Source organism: Brucella pseudogrignonensis (assembly GCF_002252525.1).
GTDB lineage: Bacteria > Pseudomonadota > Alphaproteobacteria > Rhizobiales > Rhizobiaceae > Brucella > Brucella pseudogrignonensis.
This window is the reverse complement of sequence record NZ_NNRM01000017.1, coordinates 92,014-110,116: the sequence shown is the minus strand read 5'-3', so window position 1 is coordinate 110,116 and position 18,103 is coordinate 92,014. Positions and strand designations below refer to the sequence as shown.

The window sequence follows — 18,103 nt, the reverse complement described above, 5'->3', positions numbered from 1 at the left end:
TTAACTTTTCGTTAATAAATGCCCAGTGCGGGCTGTGAAAAGGGCTTTGAGTATGTTTTGCGTAGTTCGCTCGAGCATTAAGTTTATCGCTGCTGCCAGCATTGGCATTGCTGCTCTCGTCTCGAGCTTTGGTGCTCAGGCTGCATCGGGAGCCTATATGCAGACAGGTAAACTGACCTCACAGCCAATCGGTCATTACGAGTTCTGCAAGCGTGAAGCTGCTGAATGCAACATCGTGAGCCGCGATACCCGCCCGCTTCTGCTCAACAACGCCAACTGGCAGAATATTCAGACCGTCAATCTCTCGGTTAATGAGCGCATCAAGCCGATGACCGATATGGAAATCTACGGTGTAGAGGAATATTGGGCTTACCCGACCACTGTTGGCGATTGCGAAGACTACGTTCTGCTCAAGCAGCGTGAACTGGCCAAGGCTGGCATTCCGATGACCGACCTGCTGATCACGGTTGTTCGCAAGCCAGACGGCGAAGGCCATGCGGTTCTGACCGTTCGCACAGATCGTGGCGATTTCGTTCTCGACAATCTGACTGACGAAGTTCTGCGTTGGGATGAAACCGACTACACCTATCTGAAGCGTCAGGCCGCAAACAATACCGGTCGCTGGGTCACAATCGAATCTCAGGACAATCTGCTGGTTGGCTCGGTTAAGTAAACAGACGAACATCGTATCAAACGCAGGGCCGGAGAGTGTTTTACTCTCCGGCCCTTTCTTTTTAACGCATGTCTGTCGTTGAACTATTTCCTGCAAAATAAAACTGGATTAAGCTCTGATTCTGGCTGCTTCCAAGCCTCCCCCCTCCAATCGGGAAAGCATTATTCATGCGGGAAATCTAACCATCAAACCAACTGTTCGGGCGAAAGCATAAGGAGGGATTGCTATTATGGCTCGCATAGGAGGTTTTGATGAAATTGTCGGCTCCCATCTATCACTTGAAACGCCGTGCGAAACTTATGTCGCGGGATGAAAATATACCGCTCCATGCTGCATTGGATCGCATTGCAGCATGTGAAGGCTTCAAAAGCTGGAGTATGCTGACACACAAACAATCAGACGCGGTTTCAGCAGCAGCGCTATATGCGCGCCTGCATCCCGGCGATCTGGTTCTGGTAGGCGCACGCCAAGGCCATGGCAAAACACTGCTCAGTCTTGAAATCCTCATTGAGGCGATGAGAAAGGGGCAGCGCGGTCTGTTCTACTCTCTCGATTACACACGAAAAGACATTGCCAAGCGATTTGACATGCTTGGTGTCAATGAGCGCGACTTCAATGATCTGTTCGTGTTCGACACATCCGAGGCAATCAGTGCTGATTACATAATCGGTCAGGCGCAAGACGAACCGCATGGCACCTGCATCGTGATCGATTATCTTCAACTCTTGGATCAGAAGCGTGAGAAGCCGGAACTGATGGTGCAGATCCGAGCGTTAGAGGCTTTTGCACGCAACAAAGGCATGACCATTCTCTGCATCTCGCAGATCGACCGCTCGTTCGATGCCGAGATCAAAACTTGCCCGGATTTAAGCGACGTACGCCTTCCCAATCCACTTGACCTGTCATTGTTCAGCAAAGCCTGTTTCCTCAACAATGGCTCCGTGACACTTCACGCAAACTGAACCAATGAGGATCAGGACTTCTGTGGCGGTTTTCACGCCACAGAAGACAGCCTCTCTGCTCCCATACGATAGGAAATCGCACCGGCAAGATGTATCCGGCTGATCTGATCGACACCGTCAAGATCAGCCAGAGTGCGGGCCACTTTCAGAATGCGATGATAAGCGCGCGCGGAAAAGCGCATCTGCTCGCTGGCATCGCGCAACAATTTAACACCAGCGGCGTCGGGTCTTGCCACTTCCTCGATCAGATTTGCCGAGCAATTGGCATTGGTCATCGACGCATCGAGCCCGAGCGCTGCATAGCGCGCACTCTGGATCGCCCGCGCCCGCGCCACGCGCTTGGCGACGCTCTCACTTCGCTCAGACTGCGATGGCTGAATGAGATCAAGCGCCGAGACAGCCGGCATATCAACGCGCAGGTCGATGCGATCCAGCAAAGGACCGGAAATTCGTGCCTGATAATCACTCTGGCAACGCGGTCCACGCGCGCATGTATGTCCCGGCTCTCCTGCCATACCGCATCGGCATGGATTCATTGCCGCAATCAGCTGAAACCGCGCCGGATAGCTAGTGCGGTGATTAACCCGGGCAATCATGCATTCGCCTGTTTCCAGCGGCTGGCGGAGCGAATCGAGCACCTGTGGCGAGAATTCGGGAAACTCATCGAGAAACAATACGCCATTATGCGCGAGCGACACTTCTCCCGGCCTTGCCCGCAAACCGCCACCCACCATCGCCGCCATGGATGCGGAATGATGCGGCGCACGAAACGGCCTGCAATCAGAGAGCTTTCCGCCGGAAAGCTCACCAGCGATAGATGCAATCATCGACACATCAAGCAGCTCGCGTGGGCTGAGTTTTGGCAGGATCGACGGCAGTCGCTGCGCCAGCATGGACTTACCTGATCCTGGAGGGCCAACTAGCAGCAAATTGTGATTACCAGCGGCTGCAATCTCAAGCGCACGCTTGGCTGTCTCCTGCCCTTTGATGTCAGCCAGATCGGGCTGCACTTCGCTTGAAACGCGCATAGATGGTTCAGGCGGTGTCAAAACCTGTGTGCCTTTGAAATGATTGGCCAGCGCGATTAGGCTGCGCGGCGCAAGAATATCAATATCTGCCCCCGCCCATGCAGCCTCCGAGCCACAAGCATGGGGACAGATCAGACCTTTATCTTCACGATTCGCACTGATTGCAGCAGGCAGGACACCCGCGGCGGCAGTGATTGTGCCGTCGAGCGATAATTCACCAAGCACCATGTAGGATTGAATAGCATCCGCCGGAATAGCACCAATGGCAGCCATAAGCCCAACAGCAATCGGCAAATCGTAATGCGAGCCTTCTTTGGGCAAATCGGCGGGTGCCAGATTGATTGTCACCCGCTTGGTCGGCATGGAAAGCCCGGAAGCGTGGAGCGCTGCCTGTACCCGCTCCCGACTTTCAGCCACCGCCTTGTCGGGCAGGCCGACAATCGACATGCCCATTTTACCCGGAGCCACCATCACCTGCACATCGACAGGCACCGCCTCTATGCCCTGAAAGGCAACCGTCCCCACCCGCGCTACCATATGCCCCCGCACAACACGAAACACATCTCAAACGTGAGAAAATGCTTAAATACAACCATAGGATTTAAGCATTTTCGGTAGGTGCAATCAAGAGAAAGGGCCGATCTGATTATTTCAGACCGACCCTATGAATTTTTCGCCGAAGAGACGCGTGTTACTTGCGCTTGGCTTCAACTGCATCCCAGAACAGGGCCGCAATATTGGTGCCGTCGAAGCGCTCGATCTCACGGATACCCGTTGGGGAAGTCACGTTGATCTCGGTCATGTAGTCACCGATCACGTCGATACCGACGAGAATGAAACCACGTTCTTTAAGCGACGGTCCGATGCGGGCGCAGATTTCCTGCTCACGCGGCGTCAGCTTGCTTTGTTCAGCGCGACCACCGACATGCATGTTGGAGCGCGCATCGGTTTCCGAAGGCACACGATTGATCGCACCAACTGGTTCACCATCGATCAGGATGATGCGTTTGTCACCGGCACGCACATCCTTGAGGTAACGCTGCGCAATAAACGGCTCCTTGAAAAGCTGGCCGAACATTTCCAGAAGAGAGGTCAGGTTACGATCACCATCGGCCAGATGGAACACGCCCGCACCGCCATTACCATATAGCGGCTTCAGAATGATATCGCCAAATTCACGGCGGAATTCGAGCACTTCCTGCGGGTCTTTGGTGATCAGCGTTTCCGGCATAAGATCGGGAAACTCAGTGACGAAAATCTTTTCCGGGCTATTACGAACCCAGGCCGGATCATTGACCACCAGCGTCTTTGGATGGATGCGCTCCAGCAGATGCGTATTGGTGATGTAGTTCATGTCGAATGGTGGGTCCTGGCGCAGCAGCACCACATCCATGTCCAGCATATTGCGGCGAACCGGCTCACCGAGCGTGAAATGATCGCCCTTGATGTCACGCACTTCGAGTTTCTCAAGTCGCGCCGTAACAACGCCGTCACGCATAGAGAGACGATCAGGTGTATAATGATACAGTTCATGACCGCGCTTCTGCGCTTCAAGCGACAGAGCAAAAGTGGTGTCACCTGTAATATTGACCGTGCTGATATGGTCCATCTGGACCGCAACTTTTAGCGACATGATTTCCTCGCGATTCTCAGTTGCCGGAACTTAAAACGGTTTCGCCAAGCAACATAGAACTTTCTGATCACTTAAACATTTGCAACTAGATCGCCGCCATGCCCTTCATTATGTTGAAACGGCAAAGCCCGGGAGGAACAGGTGAGCGCAGTCAACACAACCATATTTGCCGAACATATCGCGGAACTGGGAGAAGGTCCGGGCTATGATCCACTGACCGCTCAATGCTGGTGGTTCGATATTCTGGGTCAGAGACTGATCGAAAAAGATGATGGTGGTGAAGTCCGCACTCATGATCTGGGGATGAAAGCCAGTGCGCTTGCAGTCATTGATCGTGAGCGGCAGCTGATCGTCAGCGAACATGGTCTGTTTGTGCGCGAGCGTGGCAGTGGACGCCTGACGCTGCACCATCCGCTGGAAGCCGATAATGACGTCACACGCTCCAATGATGCGCGTGTGCATCCGTCAGGTTCCTTCTGGATCGGGACCATGGGCAAGAAAGCCGAGAAGGATGCTGGCTCAATCTGGTGGTATCGCGCGGGGCAAGTCAAAAAGCTTTTCTCTGGCATCACGATCACCAACTCGATCTGCTTTTCGCCGGATGGCAAGATCGCTTATTTTGCCGATACCGACCGCAATATCATCTGGCGGGTCGATACTGATCCCGAAACCGGGCTGCCGGTCTCGGAAAAAAGTGTGTTCCATCATCGCGTGGAAGACGGTGGCGTTGATGGCTCGGTGGTCGATGCAGAAGGAACGCTGTGGAATGCTTGCTGGGGCGGCAGTGCGCTCAATGCCTACTCGCCGCAGGGCCGTTTGATACGCTCGATCAAGCTTCCTGTTAGTCAGCCAACCTGCCCGGCCTTTATTGGCGCAGACGCCTCTGTGCTGATCGTCACCAGCGCGCATGAAGGTATGAATGAAAATGCCCGCAATGCTGATCCACATGCGGGCAAGGTCATATTGCTAGATCTTTCGATCAGCGGACGTCATGATCCGCCGGTCAGGCTATAATTAAAGCGTACACGCTTTAGTTCTTTGTCTTTCGCATGTCTTTAACCCAAAACCGGTTCCCACTTTTGGGAGACATGCTTATACACCTTCGACGATGACAATTTCGCCGTCCGCCACAGTCTGGCGGATGGCTTTTGCAGCCTGATATTCCGGCGAGTTGTAGCAATCAAGCGCGTGCTGCATCGTTTCAAATTCGATGATGACATTGCGGGCGCGGCCCGGACCTTCGACGGCTTCGGCTTTACCGCCACGAGCGATGAACTTCGCACCATAGCGCTCGAAAGCAGGCTTGGCGGTCGAGACATAATCCTTGTAGCGCTCCGTATCACGGGCATCCACGCGGGCGATCCAATAGGCTTTGGTCATATCATCCTCCTCAGAAACCGATTAGGCAACCGAGCGCATTTCTTCCAGAATGGCAAGGGCTGAAGCCCTGCGATCGCTTGCACCGACAATTGGTCGCGCAACGACGAGATGGCTTGCACCGGCTTCTAACGCATCGGCTGGTGTCATGACCCGCTTCTGGTCGCCCTTCTCGGCTCCCGCCGGACGAATACCTGGGGTAACGACGGCCATATCGGGGCCGATGGCCTGACGAATGGCAAAGGCTTCGGCAGCCGACGCAACAATCCCGCCCATGCCCGCGTCCCGCGCCTGTTGCGCACGCTTGAGCACCAGTGCTTCCGGCGTATCGGAATAACCCGCCTCTTTCAGATCAGCATCATCCATCGAAGTCAGGACCGTCACGCCAAGCAGGCAAAGATCAGATCCTTTGGCCGCTTCCACAGCCGAACGCATGGCCTTTGGATAAGCATGGAGGGTAAGCATGGAAACGCCCATCTTCGCGACATTTTCCACGCCCTTGGCAATGGTATTGTCGATGTCGAGGAGCTTCATATCGAGAAAGACTTTTTTCTTTGCCGCAATCAGACTCTTTGCGAAATCAAGACCGCCTGCAAACACAAGCTGGTAGCCGATCTTGTAGAAAGTGGCCGCATCGCCAAGCTCTTCAACTACCTTTTCCGCTTCAGCAACGGTTGGCACGTCGAGGCCCACGATCAGCTGATCGCGCAAATCTGTCGTCGTCATGGTAATCTCCGCTGTGATTTTTAGTTTTAGAGCGCGTTTCGATCGGATTTAATCAGATCGGCGCTCTAATGTCTTTTACTTGAAGCATAATCTTATCGATCCACGCTCCGCTCCAGTCGGATTATGCTATTCGCACAACAGGGCGCGGTACGAAAGATACCGCGCCCTGAAATGTGCAGATAGTGCCAATTATCAGCGTCCCGGATTGACCGAGTGCTTAATCAGGCTCGCGCATACAGCGCTCAGCATCTTTGCCTGACGCTCATTTTTGAGCGTGTCATCATCATTGAAAGCATCGGCGGCACCGCTAACCGAGCACTGCTCAGTCACGATATGCGTGCCGACATTCATCAGAACAGCGCGCAGGTGATAAAGCCCACGCATACCGGCGAAAGCACCGTTGGAAGTCGAGCAAAGCCCGACAGTCAAACCCGCATAAGGCTTGAGCGGCTTATCGCCATCCTTCGAAATACGGCTGACCCAGTCGATCGTGTTTTTGAGAAGTGCCGGGATCGATGCATTATATTCCGGAGAGCAGATCATCAGCCCGTCATGCTCGGCAAAGAGACGACCAAGCTTCATGGCGTTTTCAGGAATACCCTCTTCAGCTTCCAGATCTTCATTCATGAAGGGAAGCGGATAATCAGCCAGCGAAATATGCGTAATGCTCGCACCTTGTGCCGCCAGCTCTCTGGAAGCCGCCTCTGCCATATGGCCTGAAAAAGCGCCTTTGCGGGTAGAACCCGCAAAGATCAGGATCTTTGCCGTCATGGATTAATATACTCCGTAAAAGGTCAGACGAGCGGACTACGATAGACCCAGAGCTGTGCGGGCGGAACATTGCGCACGACGAAATCGTAATGCTGCACAGTGTAATTGCCTTTGCCAGCTGGCACTGGCGGACGTGGACCATAAGTAATCTGTATGAGAGGACGGCCGCGCGGAATTCGGGACAAAAGATCTTCCATCAGCTGAATGCGGCTTGGCATTGGGAAATTCAGCATCGGAACTGCTGAAACAATGCTGTCGAATTTCTGATCTTTCATATTGCCCAAAGCGCTATCCAGATCGAATACATCGCCCTGGATAATGTTCACTTCGGGGAAAGTCCGGTCGAGATGTTCGACAAAATCTGAAGAATATTCAACGCAGTAAAGATCGGAAGGCTTCACGCCATGCGCAAGAATAGCCTTGGTGATAACACCTGTTCCCGGTCCGAGCTCCAGAACAGGCAGGCCTGATTTCGTATCGATAACACTCGCCATGCGTCGCGCGGTAATCGAACTTGTCGGCAATATAGCGCCAACCGCCTTCGGTCCGTCTATCCAGCCTTTGAAAAAACGGATTTCCTCATCGAACTTAGCGGCCAGTTTCCTGCCGAGCTGTCCTGCCATTCTCACTGCTCCCATTGTCGTTATCAGACAAGTTTATGCCGCATTGGATTGGTTAGGCAAGGCGACAATAAGGAAAGTATAAAAAAAGGGAGCCAAACGGCTCCCTTTTCATCACTCACCTATACCTTCGAAAAACTCCTTCATCCGGGAGAAGAAGCCTGCCGATTTCGGGCTGTTCTCCTTGGATGAGAGCTGTTCAAATTCCTCAAGCAACTCGCGTTGCCGCTTGGAAAGGTTCTGCGGCGTCTCAATATCGATCTGGATATAGAGATCACCCACTGCCTGCTGACGCAGAACCGGCATACCCTTGCCTTTAAGGCGGAATTGCTTGGCGTTTTGTGTACCTTCCGGCACCTTCACGCGAGTCTGGGTGCTATCAAGCGTGGAAACTTCAAAATCTCCACCCAGTGCTGCCGTCGTCATCGAGATTGGAACCTTGCAGTAAAGATCAGCCCCATCACGCTGGAAGAATTCATGCGGCTTAACCGACAGGAAGATATAAAGATCGCCCGATGGTCCGCCACGCGTTCCGGCTTCACCTTCGCCAGCCAGACGAATACGAGTACCGTCTTCGATACCGGCCGGGATATTGACCGAAAGCGAACGCTCCTGCGTAACACGGCCCTGACCATGGCACTTGCCGCAAGGATCCTTGATGATCTGACCGCGACCGTTACAGGTCGGACAGGTCCGCTCAACAGAGAAGAAGCCCTGTGCTGCGCGCACGCGGCCCGAACCGGAGCACATGGTACAGGTGGTCGGCTGCGAACCGGCTTTAGCGCCCGTACCTGAGCATTCATCACAGGTGATGGAAGTCGGCACACGGATCTGTGCGGCCTTGCCGGAAAAAGCTTCTTCCAGACTTACTTCCATATTGTAGCGAAGATCGGCGCCGCGTTCGCGTCCGCCATTTGAGCGGCGGCGACCGCCACCCATCATCTCGCCAAAGATGTCTTCGAAAATATCGGAAAAACCGCCGGCACCACCAAAGCCGCCGCCGAAACCACCGCCACCCATGCCGCCATTTTCAAAGGCTGCATGACCGAAGCGGTCGTAAGCTGCACGCTTCTGCGGGTCCTTCAGCGTTTCATAGGCCTCGCCGATTTCCTTGAACTTGCGTTCAGCATCCGGATTGTTCGGATTACGATCCGGATGATACTCCATGGCAAGCTTACGAAAGGCGGTCTTCAACACCTTATCGTCTGCTGTTCTCTCAACACCTAGAGCTTCGTAGTAATCGATCTTCATTAGTTCGTTATCCCGACGGCTGGATCGCATCCGTCTTTACGGTAGCGTCTCCACGGTCCTGTTTGACACAAATCACACCTCTGATCGAGTGGTATGACTGCTGGACTATTCTTGTTGTTTCTGTCCGTCCGGTGCAACCGTCCCGAAAATTCGCAAAAGCCCGGGACTGACGTCCCGGGCCTTAGCATTACGGACAAGGCTTACGACTTTTTCTTGTCGTCGTCGATTTCTTCGTAATCGGCGTCAACAACGTCATCGTTGGAAGAAGCCTGCTCACCACCGGCAGCACCACCTTCTTCAGCAGCCTGTGCTGCTTCATACATGGCCTGACCAAGCTTCATCGAAGCTTCGGCAAGGGTCTGCGTCTTCGCCTTGATATCTTCAGCATCATCGCCTTCAAGCGAGGTACGAAGGGCTGCGATTGCGCCTTCGATTGCCTGCTTGTCTTCAGCCGAAACCTTGTCACCATATTCCTTCAGCGACTTTTCAGACGAATGAAGGAGGCTTTCGCCCTGGTTCTTGGCTTCAACAGCATCACGACGCTGCTTGTCAGCTTCAGCGTTTGCTTCTGCGTCCTTGACCATCTTTTCGATGTCGGCATCCGAAAGACCACCCGATGCCTGAATGCGGATCTGGTGTTCCTTGCCGGTGCCCTTGTCCTTCGCGGACACATTGACGAGACCGTTGGCGTCGATGTCGAAAGTCACTTCAACCTGCGGTACGCCGCGTGGTGCCGGCGGAATACCAACGAGATCGAACTGGCCGAGGATCTTGTTGTCGGCAGCCATTTCGCGCTCGCCCTGGAAAACGCGGATCGTCACAGCCGACTGATTGTCTTCAGCGGTCGAGAAGGTCTGCGACTTCTTGGTCGGGATCGTCGTGTTACGATCGATCAGACGGGTGAATACGCCACCAAGCGTTTCAATGCCGAGCGAAAGCGGGGTTACGTCGAGCAGCAGAACGTCCTTGACGTCGCCCTGCAGAACGCCGCCCTGAATTGCAGCACCCATGGCAACAACTTCGTCCGGGTTAACGCCCTTGTGCGGTTCCTTACCGAAGAACTGCTTCACGACTTCCTGGATCTTAGGCATACGGGTCATGCCGCCAACCAGAACCACTTCGTCGATGTCGCCAGCCTTGAGGCCTGCATCCTTGAGCGCTGCCTTGCATGGCTCGACCGTGCGCTGCACGAGATCGTCAACCAGGCTTTCGAACTTCGAGCGCGAAAGCTTGATAGCAAGGTGCTTAGGACCGGTCTGGTCAGCCGTGATGAACGGCAGGTTGATTTCGGTCTGCTGAGCCGACGAAAGTTCGATCTTTGCCTTTTCAGCAGCTTCCTTAAGACGCTGCAGAGCAAGCTTGTCGTTCTTCAGATCGATGCCGCTTTCCTTCTTGAACTCGGCAACGAGGTATTCGACCAGACGCATGTCAAAGTCTTCACCGCCGAGGAACGTGTCACCGTTGGTGGACTTAACTTCAAACACGCCGTCGCCGATTTCGAGAACCGACACGTCGAAAGTACCGCCGCCAAGATCGTAAACGGCAATCGTCTTGCCTTCGCTCTTGTCGAGACCATAGGCGAGAGCTGCAGCAGTTGGTTCGTTGATGATACGCAGAACTTCAAGACCAGCGATCTTACCGGCATCCTTGGTTGCCTGACGCTGAGCATCGTTGAAGTATGCTGGAACCGTGATAACGGCCTGCGTAACAGTTTCACCGAGATAGGATTCAGCGGTTTCCTTCATTTTCTGAAGGATCATGGCCGAAACCTGCGATGGCGAATATTTCTTGCCGTGGGTTTCGACCCATGCGTCGCCGTTGTCGCCCTTGACGATCTTGTAAGGTACAAGATCCTTGTCCTTTGTGACCATTGGGTCATCAAAGCGGCGGCCAATCAGGCGCTTTACGGCAAACAGAGTGCCTTCAGGGTTGGTGACAGCCTGACGCTTCGCAGGCTGGCCAGCGAGGCGTTCGTCGCTATCGCTGAAAGCGATAATCGAAGGCGTCGTGCGAGCACCTTCAGCATTTTCAATGACCTTCGCGCTTTTTCCGTCCATGACGGCAACGCAGGAGTTGGTCGTTCCCAGATCGATACCAATAACTTTAGCCATATTTCTCTCCATTCAGCAAACCGCAAAGACCTCTACCGAGCGTTCCATTAGCGGTTCCTATCGATTTCACAATGCCTGCTTCAAGGTGTGATGTCGGGAAGGATTTTTCAATCCACCCGGCCTTTTATCAAAGCCCTGTGCGAGGCGTATATAAGAAAGGCGGTTTTTCACTGCAAGTCACAAGCTATGTGACACAGAAAGATTTCTTCCTGACAGTTGTTCCAGTCACACAAATCAGACACTCACGAAGCCGTCGCTTTTACCAGCACGATATATAGCATCGATGAATTTCTGATTTGCCTTCGAGTTTTCCAGAGAAAACAGCATCACGCCTTCGCCTTTCGTGGCTCGTACGAAGTTTTCGGCCTGAAGCTGATAGTGGTTTGTATCGGAGAACGACCATTCGGTCGCTTCCGTATGACCGCCATTATAGAGCGTAATACGGCCCTGACCATATTTGCCGGTGTTAAAAGGTGCGTGAACTTCGATAAAGCCCTTGTCACCATGGAAAACCATGGTCTGACGAGCCGCGAGCTGTGTTGCGACATAAAAAGTAAGGTCGAAGCCATCAAACCGCGCTGACACATTTGCGTAACGATCAGTACCGAATTTCGGATCGAACTCGACCGATGCCTGAACCGAAAGCGGCTCTTTCTCTGTCACCATACGCGTAACAACGGTCGGATACACGCCAATATCCGGTAGCGCGCCACCGCCAAGTTCCGGCTGATTGCGCATATTGCCAGGATCATTGTTGAAATAGCTGAATGCGCCCTGCACATGGCGCAACGTTCCGATCGCGCCCTCGGCAAGAAGGTGACGCAGCTTGATCCATTGCGGGTGGTAATAGACCATGAAGGCTTCGGCGATTGTCACCTTATGTTTGTTGCGCGCGGCAATCAGTTGGTCGATATCCCCGGCTTTCAACGCAATCGGCTTTTCGCAGAGAACATGTTTGCCCGCTTCTGCAGCCTTCAGCGTCCATTCGATATGCTGCGAGGTAGGCAGCGGGATATAGACACCATCCACTTCATCACTTGCCAGCAATTCTTCATAGGAACCAAAGGCCAGCGGTGCGCCAAACCGATCGGCAACAGCACGCGCACGCGCCTGATCGCGACTGGCGATTGCATGGACTACGCCGTTATCGGAAGCGCAAAGCGCCGGAATAACCTGCGTAACACCAATCTTGGCGGTGGAAAGAATACCCCAACGAAACATTCCAGTCCCTTTGCTCATTATGGTCTCAGCCTTCTTTGTCCCAGCTCTGAATAGTCAGTTCAGGCCAGCATTCCAACGCCCGGCGAGCCTTGATTTCATATGTTTCGCGGTTATCGATGGCATGATTGGGCCGAATACGAAACGAAAAAATGTCATCCAGCCCAAAAGGAGCGTGAATATTGAGCGTGTTATCACTCGCCAATCTCACGCCCACGCAATGCGCTATTGCTACGTAACGCTCAATCGATTCGGATGCGCAACGAAGCGGCGGATAGGGCTTTCCGAAATGCTCTTCAAACCATAGATGAACGCGCGCTTGATTGCGTATCTCGACAGGTAGCGTATAGCCTTCAAAAGCCATAGCGCCCGCTTGAATAGCCGAATCTTCCGCACTCCATGAGAGATCAGAACCATCGAAGTAAGCGATGTCGATGTCTTTGATGCCATAGCCATGAGGGCGTCCGCTCAGCACATTCCATACAGAATTATAAAGCGCACCGGAAACGAGCCACCAATCTGGAAGGTTGAGACGGCGCGCGCGCGACAGTGCGTCCGATAGGATTGGAACGGCTTCGATTATTCTGCAAAAACGTTTTGTCTGTACTGATTGCGGGAGGCCAGAATAGCGAAGATGATCCAAGTTCACGCCCCCAGAAAGCGGTGCTGCATCTCATACGATCCGCGAAAGAAATCGATGAATGCGCGCAGGGCCGGGCGCATCTGACGACGGCTTGGATAATAGAGGTAAAGACCCGCGAAAGGCTGGCACCAGTCTTCAAGTACCCTCACCAGACTTCCATCCGCGAGCGCATCCCGAACGTGATCTTCGAACAGATAAGCGAGACCAGCGCCGTTTAGGACCGCATCGAGAATCAACCGGTCATCATTGAGAATAAGTGAGCCGTTGATGGCAATCTCCAGCTCTTCACCCGCCTTTTCAAACTCCCAGCGATAGATACGACCACTTGCAAAGCGATGCCTCACACAACGATGCTGCATCAGATCATTCGGATGTCTGGGGATCGTTGCCCTTTCAAGATAGGACGGTGAGGCAACAATCGCCGCACGCAGATCGCTTGTCAGGCGGGCGCAGATCATGTCGGCCTCAAGGCTCTCGCCAAGCCGCATACCGGCATCAAAGCCAGCTGCGACAATATCGGTGAATGCGCTTTCAACCGTCAGATCAAGCGTAATGTCGGGATAGGCTTCCGCAAATTCACCCAATCGCGGCGCAATGACAAACTGTGCTGCGATATGCGGCATCGTAATACGCAATGTCCCTGCAGGGCGCTCGCGCGCTTCAATTGCTGCACCCAGTGCCTGATGAATTTCCTCGAGCGCCGGAGCAAGCCGTTCCAGCAATTGTCGTCCGGCATCTGTAGGCGCAACGCTTCGCGTGGTGCGCGACAAAAGTCGGATGCCAAGACTGTCTTCAAGGGCAGCAACCGCATGACTGACTGCGGAAGGCGCAATCGACAATTCACGCGCCGCGCCGCGGAAACTGCCATGGGCAGCCACCGCGGCCAGAACAGCCAGTTGGGAAAGCTGATTTCGATTCATTGTTCTAAAGTATAGAATAACCCGTGAAAATAAATCAGTATTATCGAACGCCTGTTTGAAAGTTAGTTTCAGTCTCACCGGAAACCCTGTGTTTTCAGAGTTTCCGAGTTCCCCATATTTTGAGAACTCGCCCCGAAAGGAATACCGATGAAAACGCGCAAGCTTGGTCAGGAACTAACTGTCTCCGCAATCGGCCTCGGCTGCATGGGCATGAGCTATGCCTATGGCGGACAGGACGAACAGGATGCCATTGCCACTTTGCACCGTGCCTTTGATCTTGGCATCACATTCTTTGATACGGCTGAAGTTTACGGCCCCTATGAAAATGAAAAGCTGCTGGGCAAGGCACTCAAATCATTTCGCGATAAAGTAACGATTGCCACGAAATTCGGCTTCAAGATCGAGGATGGCAAGCCAGTTGGCGTCGATAGTCGCCCTGAAAATATCCGCGCTGTTGCAGAGGCTTCTTTGCAGCGCCTCGGCATCGATACTATTGATCTTTTCTATCAGCATCGCGTTGATCCGAATGTACCGATTGAAGATGTCATCGGCACCATGAAAGACCTGATCGGTGAGGGCAAGATCCGGACCATCGGCCTTTCGGAAGCAGGTGTAAACACGCTGCGCCGCGCCCATGCCGTACACCCAATTGCGGCACTTCAGAGCGAATATTCACTGTGGGAACGCAATTCTGAAAATGACGTGCTGCCTGTTTGTGCCGAACTTGGTATCGGCTTCGTGCCCTATAGCCCGCTTGGTCGTGGCATGTTGACCGGCAAGGTGCGTTCGCAATCGGATTTTGCTGCAGATGATTTCCGCAAAACCTTGCCGCGCTTCCAGCCCGGCAACCTTGAAGCTAACAACAAGCAGGTCGATCTGATTGTCGAGATGGCTGGTGAAAAGCAGGTGACACCGGCGCAGCTCGCGCTTGCCTGGGTTCTTCATCAGGGCGATTTCATCGTACCGATCCCCGGTGCACGTAAGGTCAACCATCTCGAAGACAATGCAAAGGCCGCAGATGTTTCTTTGAGCAGTGACGAGCTAAATCGCCTGAACACGCTTTTCAGCTCAGACACGATTGCAGGCAAACGCTATCCCGATGCATTGCTGGCAACTACCGGCCTCTAAAGCTTTTGGCTTTATGCAAGAAAAGGCGGGGTAGCCCCGCCTTTTCGCGTTCACAGAATAAAACAAACGCAAAGATTTAAATGACCGCCCTTATAAAGTAGAAAAATCTAATAAGGCTTGTCATTCTTGCGGGTGCGTGCTTTTTGCGCCCTATGCAAACAGGAACCATCACGAAAGTGCTTGGCATATTTGCCATCGCCGCCGCTGCTATTGCTTGCTTCTCCCTCGTGGGGCTTGGCCTCATGTATGGGATGTATGGCGTCATCTTTATCGATGGCGTTGCGAGCGTCTTTCTTCTTATCGTCTGCTCCGCCATATTCTGGTTCTCGAAAGTCGACTGGAGAAAGCCCGAAGCAGCAGCCATCATGATTTCGTTCATGTCGTTTACAGCCATGTTTTTCGACAGCCGCGGCAACCCTATTTACAACCAACCTTTGGTATGGCTGTTCGGAAGCCCCGGCAGTCATCTTCAAATCAAAGAAATCGTAAGCCATGGCGGCGGTAGTACCGGCGTGAATTACGAGTTCCAGATCGTCAATCTCTATGGCGCAATCGAACGCACGATCAGCGGCTGGTTTGTGATGCCGTTCCGTTTTGTCGAATACCTGATCGTGCTTTCAATCGTCTCCACAATCATCACTGTCATAAGAAATCGCTCCGGGAGCAACTGGCTCCCTGACAATGCCAGACCATGATGGGCCAGACAATGATGGGCCAGAGAATAAACAGGGCGGAGGGGGGACATATTTCCGGCCTTGAAAATCAAAGCACTGCAATCATTTTACCGTTTTTAGAATGTGCTCAATGAGGGAAAACCACATGAAACGCTTCTCGCCTCGTGCGATCCTGTTCACGCTTCTCGCGGTCATTCTGCCGACCGCAGCTTTCGCGCAAACTGCCGATGAGGCCGATCCAAATGCTGCGATTGAAAAGATGAACGCCTATGTTTCGCTTCTCAACCGCACCATTCGCGCTTCGGAATCGCTCGACCGCTATGATAGCTGGGTCGACATGAAGAAGGGACCAACCGGTAAGGAGCGCAATGTCTACGGCCTTTACTCGCTTTATGATGTGCGCAGCGAAATTGAAGCAGCTGAAGAAGCCACCAAGGCAGATCCAAAACTTCCCGCGCTTGATGAAGCGATGGTGAGCTATATTGCGATCTATCAGAAGCTTGCCCCGGTGGTTGAAAAGGCGAGCAAATATTACGACCGCAAGGACTATAAGTCCGACAAGTTTGCTGGTGCAAAGGAATTCCACAAACAGATCGCCGAATACGCGCCGGAGTTCACCAAAGAACGCAAGCGCGTCGATGCGCTGTTAGGCGAGGAAAAGGCCAAAATCGATCTTGCCGAGCTTGATGCGCTTGAAAAGGCCGAAGGCAAGAAGGCCAACTGGCAGGTTCGCAATGTCATGATGCGTGCCAATGCAGTTGTTGAACTGCTGCCGGAAAATGAAAAGCCGGTAGTCGATATGGAAGCCTTTGGCAAAGCCATGGATACTTACGCGGCCGCCGTTCGCGAAATGGACGATTACGCAACCGAGCATCCAAACTCGTTCCATGTTTTCGAATCCCGCCCTGCAAGCCTTTTGGGCAAGCTGCGCGATTTCCAGGAAAAGCTGGAAAAGACCAAGGGCGATGCCCGCAAGGGTAATGCCGCTTCTGATCTTCAGTGGATTGTTAGTGATTACAACACCATGGTTTCGACATCGCAGAGCGCAACCATTTTCTCGAAGGATTAATCATCCCTTCTGATACAAAAAGCCGGGGCATCAACCCCGGCTTTTTTGTTTGCAGGTCGAAAATTACATCCGACGCAACGCGCGGGGCGCGAGACTCAACAGACCAAGAAGCGTCATGATAAAGCCCACCCACAGCGGCGCATGAAGGCTATATCCGGATTGAAGCGCCAGACCACCTGCCCATGGCCCAAGGCCCAGACCGATGTTGATGACAGATGCGTGCATCGCATTGACCAGCGCGCCCGGATGCGCAATCCGCATGACGCGGGCAATGAAAGCGGGATTAAGCGCAATGCCCGTAAGACCAATCATGACGATTGCCAGCATGGTTGCAAATTTCAGCTCCGCAAAGATTGCAAAGATCAGCATTGCCGCCAGCATGATCAGAATGCCGATAAAGATAGTCGCAATCGTATGACGGTCCGCAAAGCGACCAACAATGTAATTGCCGATGATGTTTGCAGCGCCATAAACCGCCAGCAGATAAGGCAGTTGCGCTTCCGGGAAGCCAGCCAGTTTCGCAGTAATTGGCGAAAGATAGCTATAAACCGAGAAGGAGGCACCGATCACCAGGGCACTGGTTGCATAAGCTGCCCATAACGGTGGCTTGCGCATTTCTTTGAGCTCGGAGCGCAGATTTACTTCCGCATGATTTGGCTTTGCTTCGATTTTGAGCGCAATCACCAACGCACAAAACAGCACCAGCACCACAATCGCCCAGAAGCTTGCCCGCCAGCCGAAAGCGTTGGTGATAGCGGTTGCCAGCGGCACGCCCAAAACAGTGCACAGCATGAGACCTGCAAAGACCAGCGACGATGCACGACCACGTAATTCAGGCACGACGAGCTGCGCAGTGATCGCCAGCATCAGGCCGAAACTGGTCGCCGCTGCCATGCCGGTGAAAACACGCGCTACCAACATCGCATGGAAATTGCTGGTTGAGGCAGCCACACTTTGCCCCACAGCATAAAGGATCAGAAGCAATAGCAGCCCGCGCTTATTTTCAATCTTCAGCGCCAGAAATAGTATTGTCACCAGCGGACCACCAATCGTCATGCCGAGAGCATAGACCGAGATGAGATTACCAATATCGGAAATCGAGCGGCCAAAAGCCTCCTGAAGTGCTGGCATCATGCCGGAAATCATCAGCTCGGAAGTGGTCAGTGCAAAGACGCCAAGCGTCAGACAATAAACCACCAGTGGGATTGCACGCGCCTCGCTTGAAGACGCAGAAACCCCTTCCGCCGTGATGGCAGAATCACACACTTCGTTCATGGGACGAATCCTATTTATATAGTC

Annotated in this window: 18 protein-coding genes; 6 read left to right on the top strand and 12 right to left on the bottom strand. The window is 53.2% G+C overall.

Annotated elements, in window-relative coordinates; genetic code table 11:
- Positions 1 to 52 precede the first annotated feature (52 nt).
- Both CEV34_RS07145 and CEV34_RS07140 read left to right on the top strand, forming a co-directional pair.
- Positions 53 to 673 (top strand): transglutaminase-like cysteine peptidase, encoded by a 621-nt coding sequence (locus CEV34_RS07145; RefSeq protein ID WP_007872739.1) that lies wholly within the window; start codon positions 53 to 55, stop codon positions 671 to 673.
- Positions 674 to 924: 251 nt separating this feature from the next.
- Entirely contained in the window at positions 925 to 1,635 is a 711-nt protein-coding gene (locus CEV34_RS07140; RefSeq protein WP_007872737.1) for a DNA helicase, read from the top strand.
- A 32-nt stretch (positions 1,636 to 1,667) separates the two neighbouring features.
- Here CEV34_RS07140 and CEV34_RS07135 read toward each other — a convergent pair whose 3' ends face one another.
- Positions 1,668 to 3,200: a YifB family Mg chelatase-like AAA ATPase gene (locus CEV34_RS07135; protein ID WP_007872733.1), complete on the bottom strand. Its 1,533-nt coding sequence runs from the start codon at positions 3,198 to 3,200 to the stop codon at positions 1,668 to 1,670.
- 154 nt (positions 3,201 to 3,354) lie between these two features.
- Positions 3,355 to 4,296, bottom strand: coding sequence for a glutathione synthase (gene gshB, locus CEV34_RS07130; RefSeq protein ID WP_007872723.1), 942 nt, complete (start codon positions 4,294 to 4,296; stop codon positions 3,355 to 3,357).
- A gap of 141 nt (positions 4,297 to 4,437) precedes the next feature.
- On the opposite strand from gshB, the gene CEV34_RS07125 reads away from it, so the two are divergent.
- Positions 4,438 to 5,310 (top strand): SMP-30/gluconolactonase/LRE family protein, encoded by an 873-nt coding sequence (locus tag CEV34_RS07125; protein ID WP_007872719.1) that lies wholly within the window; start codon positions 4,438 to 4,440, stop codon positions 5,308 to 5,310.
- A gap of 78 nt (positions 5,311 to 5,388) precedes the next feature.
- On the opposite strand, the gene CEV34_RS07120 is transcribed toward CEV34_RS07125, so the two are convergent.
- From CEV34_RS07120 to CEV34_RS07080, 9 genes are all read right to left on the bottom strand, one after another.
- Positions 5,389 to 5,676: a DUF1330 domain-containing protein gene (locus CEV34_RS07120; RefSeq protein ID WP_007872716.1), complete on the bottom strand. Its 288-nt coding sequence runs from the start codon at positions 5,674 to 5,676 to the stop codon at positions 5,389 to 5,391.
- Between the two features lie 21 nt (positions 5,677 to 5,697).
- Positions 5,698 to 6,399 carry an orotidine-5'-phosphate decarboxylase gene (gene pyrF / locus CEV34_RS07115; protein WP_007872714.1) on the bottom strand — a complete coding sequence of 234 codons (702 nt, stop codon included), beginning with the start codon at positions 6,397 to 6,399 and terminating at the stop codon, positions 5,698 to 5,700.
- 192 nt (positions 6,400 to 6,591) lie between these two features.
- A complete protein-coding gene (locus tag CEV34_RS07110; protein WP_007872711.1) occupies positions 6,592 to 7,170 on the bottom strand; it encodes an NADPH-dependent FMN reductase in 579 nt (192 codons plus the stop codon).
- 23 nt (positions 7,171 to 7,193) lie between these two features.
- Positions 7,194 to 7,793, bottom strand: coding sequence for a phospholipid N-methyltransferase PmtA (gene pmtA / locus CEV34_RS07105; protein WP_007872708.1), 600 nt, complete (start codon positions 7,791 to 7,793; stop codon positions 7,194 to 7,196).
- 111 nt (positions 7,794 to 7,904) lie between these two features.
- Entirely contained in the window at positions 7,905 to 9,041 is a 1,137-nt protein-coding gene (gene dnaJ / locus CEV34_RS07100; RefSeq protein WP_007872706.1) for a molecular chaperone DnaJ, read from the bottom strand.
- Between the two features lie 200 nt (positions 9,042 to 9,241).
- Positions 9,242 to 11,152 (bottom strand): molecular chaperone DnaK, encoded by a 1,911-nt coding sequence (gene dnaK, locus CEV34_RS07095; protein ID WP_007872704.1) that lies wholly within the window; start codon positions 11,150 to 11,152, stop codon positions 9,242 to 9,244.
- 234 nt (positions 11,153 to 11,386) lie between these two features.
- Positions 11,387 to 12,373, bottom strand: a complete 987-nt coding sequence (locus tag CEV34_RS07090; RefSeq protein ID WP_007872702.1) for a Gfo/Idh/MocA family protein — start codon at positions 12,371 to 12,373, stop codon at positions 11,387 to 11,389.
- A gap of 25 nt (positions 12,374 to 12,398) precedes the next feature.
- Positions 12,399 to 13,013 (bottom strand): nucleotidyltransferase family protein, encoded by a 615-nt coding sequence (locus CEV34_RS07085; protein WP_039859398.1) that lies wholly within the window; start codon positions 13,011 to 13,013, stop codon positions 12,399 to 12,401.
- Between the two features lie 2 nt (positions 13,014 to 13,015).
- Entirely contained in the window at positions 13,016 to 13,933 is a 918-nt protein-coding gene (locus CEV34_RS07080; RefSeq protein WP_007872699.1) for a LysR family transcriptional regulator, read from the bottom strand.
- A gap of 147 nt (positions 13,934 to 14,080) precedes the next feature.
- On the opposite strand from CEV34_RS07080, the gene CEV34_RS07075 reads away from it, so the two are divergent.
- The 3 genes from CEV34_RS07075 (at position 14,081) to CEV34_RS07065 (ending at position 16,804) form a co-directional block, all read left to right on the top strand.
- Positions 14,081 to 15,061: an aldo/keto reductase gene (locus tag CEV34_RS07075; protein ID WP_007872697.1), complete on the top strand. Its 981-nt coding sequence runs from the start codon at positions 14,081 to 14,083 to the stop codon at positions 15,059 to 15,061.
- A 176-nt stretch (positions 15,062 to 15,237) separates the two neighbouring features.
- Positions 15,238 to 15,756 carry a hypothetical protein gene (locus tag CEV34_RS07070; RefSeq protein ID WP_200860673.1) on the top strand — a complete coding sequence of 173 codons (519 nt, stop codon included), beginning with the start codon at positions 15,238 to 15,240 and terminating at the stop codon, positions 15,754 to 15,756.
- A gap of 124 nt (positions 15,757 to 15,880) precedes the next feature.
- The gene (locus CEV34_RS07065; RefSeq protein ID WP_007872692.1) at positions 15,881 to 16,804 is read left to right on the top strand and encodes a YiiG family protein; all 924 of its coding nucleotides are present in this window, start codon (positions 15,881 to 15,883) and stop codon (positions 16,802 to 16,804) included.
- A 63-nt stretch (positions 16,805 to 16,867) separates the two neighbouring features.
- Here the strand turns inward: CEV34_RS07065 and CEV34_RS07060 are convergent, their stop codons facing one another.
- On the bottom strand, positions 16,868 to 18,079 hold the full coding sequence (locus CEV34_RS07060) for an MFS transporter (RefSeq protein WP_094543487.1): 1,212 nt from the start codon (positions 18,077 to 18,079) through the stop codon (positions 16,868 to 16,870).
- Positions 18,080 to 18,103: the final 24 nt, after the last annotated feature.

Bases quoted from the DNA above. Each gene is read 5' to 3' on its own strand.
- CEV34_RS07145 (WP_007872739.1), top strand. From the start codon at position 53: ATGTTTTGCGTAGTTCGCTCGAGCATTAAGTTTATCGCTGCTGCCAGC.
- CEV34_RS07140 (WP_007872737.1), top strand. From the start codon at position 925: ATGAAATTGTCGGCTCCCATCTATCACTTGAAACGCCGTGCGAAACTT.
- CEV34_RS07135 (WP_007872733.1), bottom strand. From the start codon at position 3,200: ATGGTAGCGCGGGTGGGGACGGTTGCCTTTCAGGGCATAGAGGCGGTG.
- gshB (WP_007872723.1), bottom strand. From the start codon at position 4,296: ATGTCGCTAAAAGTTGCGGTCCAGATGGACCATATCAGCACGGTCAAT.
- CEV34_RS07120 (WP_007872716.1), bottom strand. From the start codon at position 5,676: ATGACCAAAGCCTATTGGATCGCCCGCGTGGATGCCCGTGATACGGAG.
- pyrF (WP_007872714.1), bottom strand. From the start codon at position 6,399: ATGACGACGACAGATTTGCGCGATCAGCTGATCGTGGGCCTCGACGTG.
- CEV34_RS07110 (WP_007872711.1), bottom strand. From the start codon at position 7,170: ATGACGGCAAAGATCCTGATCTTTGCGGGTTCTACCCGCAAAGGCGCT.
- pmtA (WP_007872708.1), bottom strand. From the start codon at position 7,793: ATGGCAGGACAGCTCGGCAGGAAACTGGCCGCTAAGTTCGATGAGGAA.
- dnaJ (WP_007872706.1), bottom strand. From the start codon at position 9,041: ATGAAGATCGATTACTACGAAGCTCTAGGTGTTGAGAGAACAGCAGAC.
- dnaK (WP_007872704.1), bottom strand. From the start codon at position 11,152: ATGGCTAAAGTTATTGGTATCGATCTGGGAACGACCAACTCCTGCGTT.
- CEV34_RS07090 (WP_007872702.1), bottom strand. From the start codon at position 12,373: ATGTTTCGTTGGGGTATTCTTTCCACCGCCAAGATTGGTGTTACGCAG.
- CEV34_RS07080 (WP_007872699.1), bottom strand. From the start codon at position 13,933: ATGAATCGAAATCAGCTTTCCCAACTGGCTGTTCTGGCCGCGGTGGCT.
- CEV34_RS07075 (WP_007872697.1), top strand. From the start codon at position 14,081: ATGAAAACGCGCAAGCTTGGTCAGGAACTAACTGTCTCCGCAATCGGC.
- CEV34_RS07065 (WP_007872692.1), top strand. From the start codon at position 15,881: ATGAAACGCTTCTCGCCTCGTGCGATCCTGTTCACGCTTCTCGCGGTC.
- CEV34_RS07060 (WP_094543487.1), bottom strand. From the start codon at position 18,079: ATGAACGAAGTGTGTGATTCTGCCATCACGGCGGAAGGGGTTTCTGCG.